General features: G+C 53.2%; 5 protein-coding genes. 2 read left to right on the plus strand and 3 right to left on the minus strand.

Going from position 1 to position 5,214, the window contains the following annotated elements:
• The first annotated feature begins 31 nt into the window (after positions 1-31).
• Together xopAG and ALO64_RS23185 are read left to right on the plus strand one after the other, a co-directional pair.
• Entirely contained in the window at positions 32-1,579 is a 1,548-nt protein-coding gene (xopAG, locus tag ALO64_RS23180) for a XopAG/AvrGf1 family type III secretion system effector (protein ID WP_054991814.1), read from the plus strand.
• Positions 1,580-1,911: 332 nt separating this feature from the next.
• Positions 1,912-2,712 (plus strand): GNAT family N-acetyltransferase, encoded by an 801-nt coding sequence (locus ALO64_RS23185; RefSeq protein ID WP_044345726.1) that lies wholly within the window; start codon positions 1,912-1,914, stop codon positions 2,710-2,712.
• 126 nt (positions 2,713-2,838) lie between these two features.
• Here ALO64_RS23185 and tnpC read toward each other — a convergent pair whose 3' ends face one another.
• From tnpC to tnpA, 3 genes are read right to left on the minus strand one after another with little or no spacing between them, the layout of a single operon-like run.
• Positions 2,839-4,365 (minus strand): IS66 family transposase, encoded by a 1,527-nt coding sequence (gene tnpC, locus ALO64_RS23190; protein ID WP_044345724.1) that lies wholly within the window; start codon positions 4,363-4,365, stop codon positions 2,839-2,841.
• Positions 4,366-4,414: 49 nt separating this feature from the next.
• The gene (tnpB, locus tag ALO64_RS26505) at positions 4,415-4,750 is read right to left on the minus strand and encodes an IS66 family insertion sequence element accessory protein TnpB (protein ID WP_044345723.1); all 336 of its coding nucleotides are present in this window, start codon (positions 4,748-4,750) and stop codon (positions 4,415-4,417) included.
• Complete coding sequence (gene tnpA / locus ALO64_RS26950; RefSeq protein ID WP_044345722.1) at positions 4,747-5,064, minus strand: IS66-like element accessory protein TnpA; 318 nt, start codon at positions 5,062-5,064, stop codon at positions 4,747-4,749. The genes tnpB and tnpA overlap by 4 nt, the downstream gene beginning before the upstream one ends.
• Positions 5,065-5,214: the final 150 nt, after the last annotated feature.

Here is a 5,214-nt window from a genome sequence, read left to right on the forward strand (position 1 = left end):
TTTTTCAGAGGATACTTAGGAGATATAGATTATGCAAATAAGGAACAGTCATCTCTACTCAGCCTCAAGACTGGTGCAGAATACCTTTAATGCCTCGTCTACGAAAGAAGCGGCTAATACAATAGCAAAAAATAATGAGTCCGCTGCGCTGAGCGCAACTCAAACCGCACGGACACACGAGGGCGATTCGAAAGGCAAATCTAGTAATGGCTCTCAATCACACCTCCGAAGTATGAGGTACGCTGCTTATCTTGCGGGCAGCGCCTACCTCTACGACAAAACAGTCAATGATTTTTTTCTTTCTACCACTTCCTTAAATGACGGCAAACAAGGCTTTACCAGCGACGCCCGCCTGCAGAAGGCAGAGAAAAAGGCAGAAGCTAATTATCATGCCTACCATAATCGTGCCAATTTTGGAGGTGTTGCGCCGACGCGTCCTTCATTATTGCCAAAATTGTGTGGGGAAAATCTTTTCGTTACGATGTTGGATTTTCGCGCCGCTACAAAAGTGCACATGAAGAACTTAATCGACACCAAGGAAGCGCATGATTCCATAGCTAATAATATTTCTTGCATCATGGGTGAGCGTGTCAAGCCTGAGTTGTTGAAAAAACACGGTATTGTCCAAACTCCGCCAGATTTCGATATAACCAAGGGCGCGTCTTATGATTGCAAAAATAAGTATTCTTTGTCCGGCGTTCCAAATCAAGAGACAGGGTCTTACGGCTATGCATCACGATCTGTCTCTAATCCTTTTATTGAAAAAGGCGAGAACCATCATGCCCGAGCAATAAACAGTGAGCGGGCATTGACGCCAAGGAATTGTGTCGATGCATTGCAGCCGCTCCTACAGAAAAGTGAGGGCCTAAGTCCTGAAGCCCAATTCCGTGCAGGGCAAGCTCTGCTGATACTCAGGCCGTTGTACTGTAGTTCAGAAAATTGGGGAGATGCTCACAAAGTACTGATGCCCTTTCTTGAAAAAAAGGGTCTAGTTTCTTCTCAGGAAAATCAAAAGCTTGGCGCAACTAGGCCGTTTACACAAACCGATATGGAAAAAGGAATTGCACGGCGCAATACTAGCCTTGCAGGACCTACACTAAACAAGCTTAACATATTTTTGCAAAAGTCGATTTACAAGAAAGATGAAAAAGCAATAAGTGATCTGACAGCCAAAAAGCTGGGTGAAATGAAATACATCCCTATCGCCCATTTCAAGATAAATGAAGATGTTTCCAGCTTTGAGGATTCTTCTGGTCTGGCTGATTCATTTACTGGATATAACGTATCGGCATACATCAATCATGCACGCTTGTTGAGTGGTGAGGACAGACTTTCCAAGAAAGACGTGATCGCCATAGTAGGATGCCTTAATGCGATTTACGACAACGCCAGTAGTGAACGCCACACTCTTAGGGAAATTGCGCACGGGTGTTTCGTTGGAGCTGGCTACACAGTGGAGGATGCTGAAGATTTTTACAATGACGCATGCAAGGCTGCAGCGACGGAGTTTTATGGCGGAAGGGCGATCAATGTACAATCGCAGCTATACAGTAGCTCGGTTGACAAGCCTGATTCGTAACGTTTCTGTAGGCAGCATGCGTATTTGCGGACGGGCGTCGGGGTTAAGTTAACTTTCTGTTCCATTGCTCCTCGCCCCTCCCCCACCCGATAGCTGCGTGATATTTCTTATCGCCCAATGAAGGTGCATAGAGAGTAAGCGTCCGCCGAACACATCTTGCGTGATTAAGCGGATGGCGTGGGGTTAGGAAGGTGAGCTGGCCGGATGGTTACAATGCTATCGGCCCAAAGCGGAGGCCGGAGCAGGTTATCTACCAGCAGGTGTGTTTGCAGGTGCGTTTTGTTTAATTTGCCGCTACCTTTCTGGGAAATCACGCAATAAGGACTATGCACATGAATGTTGGAATGGCTTATGCAATTGAGGCTGCAGAAAGCGAGTATTTGTGTGCCCGCGTCGAGAGCTTGTCTCGGATAAGTGGAAACCCTTTTGGTGCTCGTGTGTTTTTCAACGAAACTTTCCCATGCTTTCAAGTGAAGGCATCACCTAGCCCGATGCTCAATCGCATTTACGGCGATAGCACCGCCAGGCCCCAGTCACTATTGAGCTTGCTCAAGGAGTCGGCAGAGTATTCGACCGTAACGCCTCTTATCGGAAAGGCCTCGACTATGGAACAGTACGCTTTTATGGGGGAGAGGCGGCTGGAGCGGCTGAGGGGGTGGACGCATCTTCAACTCGCGTGCGCCATCGAGAACGTGGTCTTGAATCAGCACTCATTCGAAATCGAAGAGGCTAACTCAAAAAAGCTTCCTGAGTTCGCAGCCGTGCATGCGAGTGGATTTCATACCAAACCAGAGCATCTTCAGTTGAGCCAGGCTTCGTTCGCAGGACTGATGCCAAATGAACGTCTGAAGATCTACGTTCTTAAAGCTGATGGAAAAATCGTTGCAGGAGCGTTGATGTACCTGGCTTGCAATGGAGTTGCTTACCTTGGGACTGCTGCCACCCGAAAAAATGCACGAGGACAGGGCTACCATGGAGCCCTGATATCTCATCGGATAGAGCAAGCAAAGAAGCACGGCAGCCTTGTGATCGCCGCGACCGCGCTTCCCAGTTCGCAAAGTCGCCGAAATTTGCAGCGTACAGGGCTAGCGACATCCCACGCTCAAGCGCTATATCGCCTGGTAGATAGCTGAAGTCTGCTCTTCGACGCGTCGCTGGCACCCATCGCAAAGTAACCGTCCGGTAGGCACGTCTTGAGGGATCATCTTAGGCCGATGGCGCGAGCAAGACGTAAGCGCGGGGCATCCCATCTTGCGCAACTAAATTGGTTGCCATCGATGCGGCAGCAGTTCTTCGACTTGACTCGCCCGCTGTGTCGGCAGGCGTGTAAGAACATCCTTCAAGTAAGCGTACGGATCATGTCCGTTGAGTCGCGCCGACTGGATCAAACTCATGATCGCCGCCGCACGTTTACCGCTGCGTAACGAGCCAGCGAACATCCAGTTTGAGCGCCCAAGAGCCCACGGCCGGATTTGATTCTCGCACCAGTTATTATCGATGGGCACAGCACCGTCATCGAGATATCGCGTCAGCGCTACCCAGCGTTTCAAGCTGTAATCCAGAGCTTTGGCCGTGGCCGAGCCCTCGGGCACAAGCGCGCGTTGAGCGATCATCCACTCATGCAACTTTTCAGCGATGGGAACCGCCATTTCCTGCCGTAATCGCCAGCGATCTTCATCGCTCATGTCCTTGGCCTGCCGTTCGACTTCGTATAAGCCGCCGATGGAGTGCAGCGCCTGTTCGGCCAACTGGCTTTTGTTCGCCACATGCAGATCGAAAAACTTGCGCCGGGCATGGGCCATACAACCGATTTCGGTGATGCCCTGCTCGAAGCCAGCTTTGTAGCCTGCGAAGTCATCACAGACCAGCTTGCCGCTCCAGGTGCCCAGGAAGTTGCGCGCATGTTCACCGGCACGGCTGGGGCTGAAGTAGTAGACCACAGCCTTCAGTGCCGAGAACGGCGTGGTGCAGTAGGCCCAGACGTACGCGCGGTGCGTTTTCTTTTCGCCCGGTGCCAACATCTGCACCGGTGTTTCATCGGCATGGACGACTTGCTGGGCCAGCACGGCTTCGCGCAGTGCATCTACCAACGGTTGTAGTTGCACGCCGGTTTGGCCGACCCACTGGGCCAGCGTCGAGCGCGGGATCGCCAGGCCTGCACGGCCGAAGATCTTTTCCTGCCGATACAGCGGAAGGTGGTCGGCGAACTTGGCCACCATTACGTGGGCCAACAAGCCGGCAGTGGGGATGCCCTTGTCGATCACTTGGGCCGGTACGGGCGCCTGGATCAAAGTTTCGCACTGGCGGCACGCCCACTTTCCACGTACATGTTGCTCAACCGTGAACACGCCCGGCGTGTAATCCAACTTCTCGCTGACGTCTTCGCCGATGCGCTGAAGTTGGCAGCCGCAGGAGCACTGAGTGTTGACCGGTTCGTGATGGATCACAGTGCGCGGGAACTGTGGCGGCAGCGGAGCACGCTTGGGTTGCTGATGTGGTTCTGTCTGTGCGGGTGCAGGATGAAGGGCTTTTAACTCGGCCTCGATGGCCTCAAGGTCGGTATTGAGCAGGTCGTCGAGCAGGCTGCCCTGCGCCGGGCTGATCTGCTCGCTGCGCTTGGCGAACTTGTGGCGTTTGAGGATGGCGATCTCGTGAGTGAGCTGCTCGATGATGGTCTCGTCACGATGGATCTTTCGGCCCATTGTGTCGACCTTCGATAGCAACTGCGCAGCGAGTGCACGCAGTTGATCGGGCGTCATTTGATCGAGATTGGGCGTGGAAGTCATGCCGTGGATTTTACCAAAGCAGCCCACCGGACACAGCTAAAGACCCGATTCAGAGCAACGTAATTGCGCCGTTAGCACCAACCCGCTGCCAAGGCAGGCCAAGCACCAGCGCTTGAAGTTGTTCGGCGTGGAGTTCAACTTCGTGGCCTCGATGAGCGCCAGGCCAGTGAAATTTTCCTTGGTTCAGGCGGCGCGCGGCCAGCCAGATACCCACGCCGTCGTGCACCAGTACTTTCATCCGATTGGCGCGGCGATTGGCGAACAGATAAGCGCAGTGCGGCTTCGCCGCACCGAATACAGCGACCACGCGGGCCAGTGCTGTGTCCGTGCCGGCGCGCATGTCCATGGGCTCGGTGGCGAGCCAGATGACGTCGATGCGGATCATTGGGCCAGGCCACGAATGAAACACGCGCAGCCATCCGGATCCGAGGCTGGCCATTTTACGATGATAGATTTATCACCCAGAGGCAGCGAGATGATCACCATCTCTTCTGATGCTCGCCTTGGTGCCGTTTTTACCGGAACGAAAGCCGGCAAGGTTGCAGGCGATTGATCCCGGAAAGTCGGTAGCCACTTGCGGATTACGTTGGCGTTGATGCCGTGATGGATGGCTACGCTTGAAATTGTCGCTCCGGGTTGCAGGCATTCCTGGACGACCTGGGCTTTGAATGGTTTGGGGTAAGAGCTTCGTTGGCGCATGGAAATCCTGGCGATAAGGGCGATCGCGTCCGCTTAAAAATACGCGGACACCATCGCCCTTAATGCTGGAGTTCGATAGGTGACTTGGCCGGACGGTTACCATAGAGAAGTCCGCAGATGCGGCATAACCTGGCGACTCAGTTTCAGCAG

The sequence above is a fragment of the Pseudomonas meliae genome, assembly GCF_001400515.1.
GTDB lineage: Bacteria > Pseudomonadota > Gammaproteobacteria > Pseudomonadales > Pseudomonadaceae > Aquipseudomonas > Aquipseudomonas amygdali.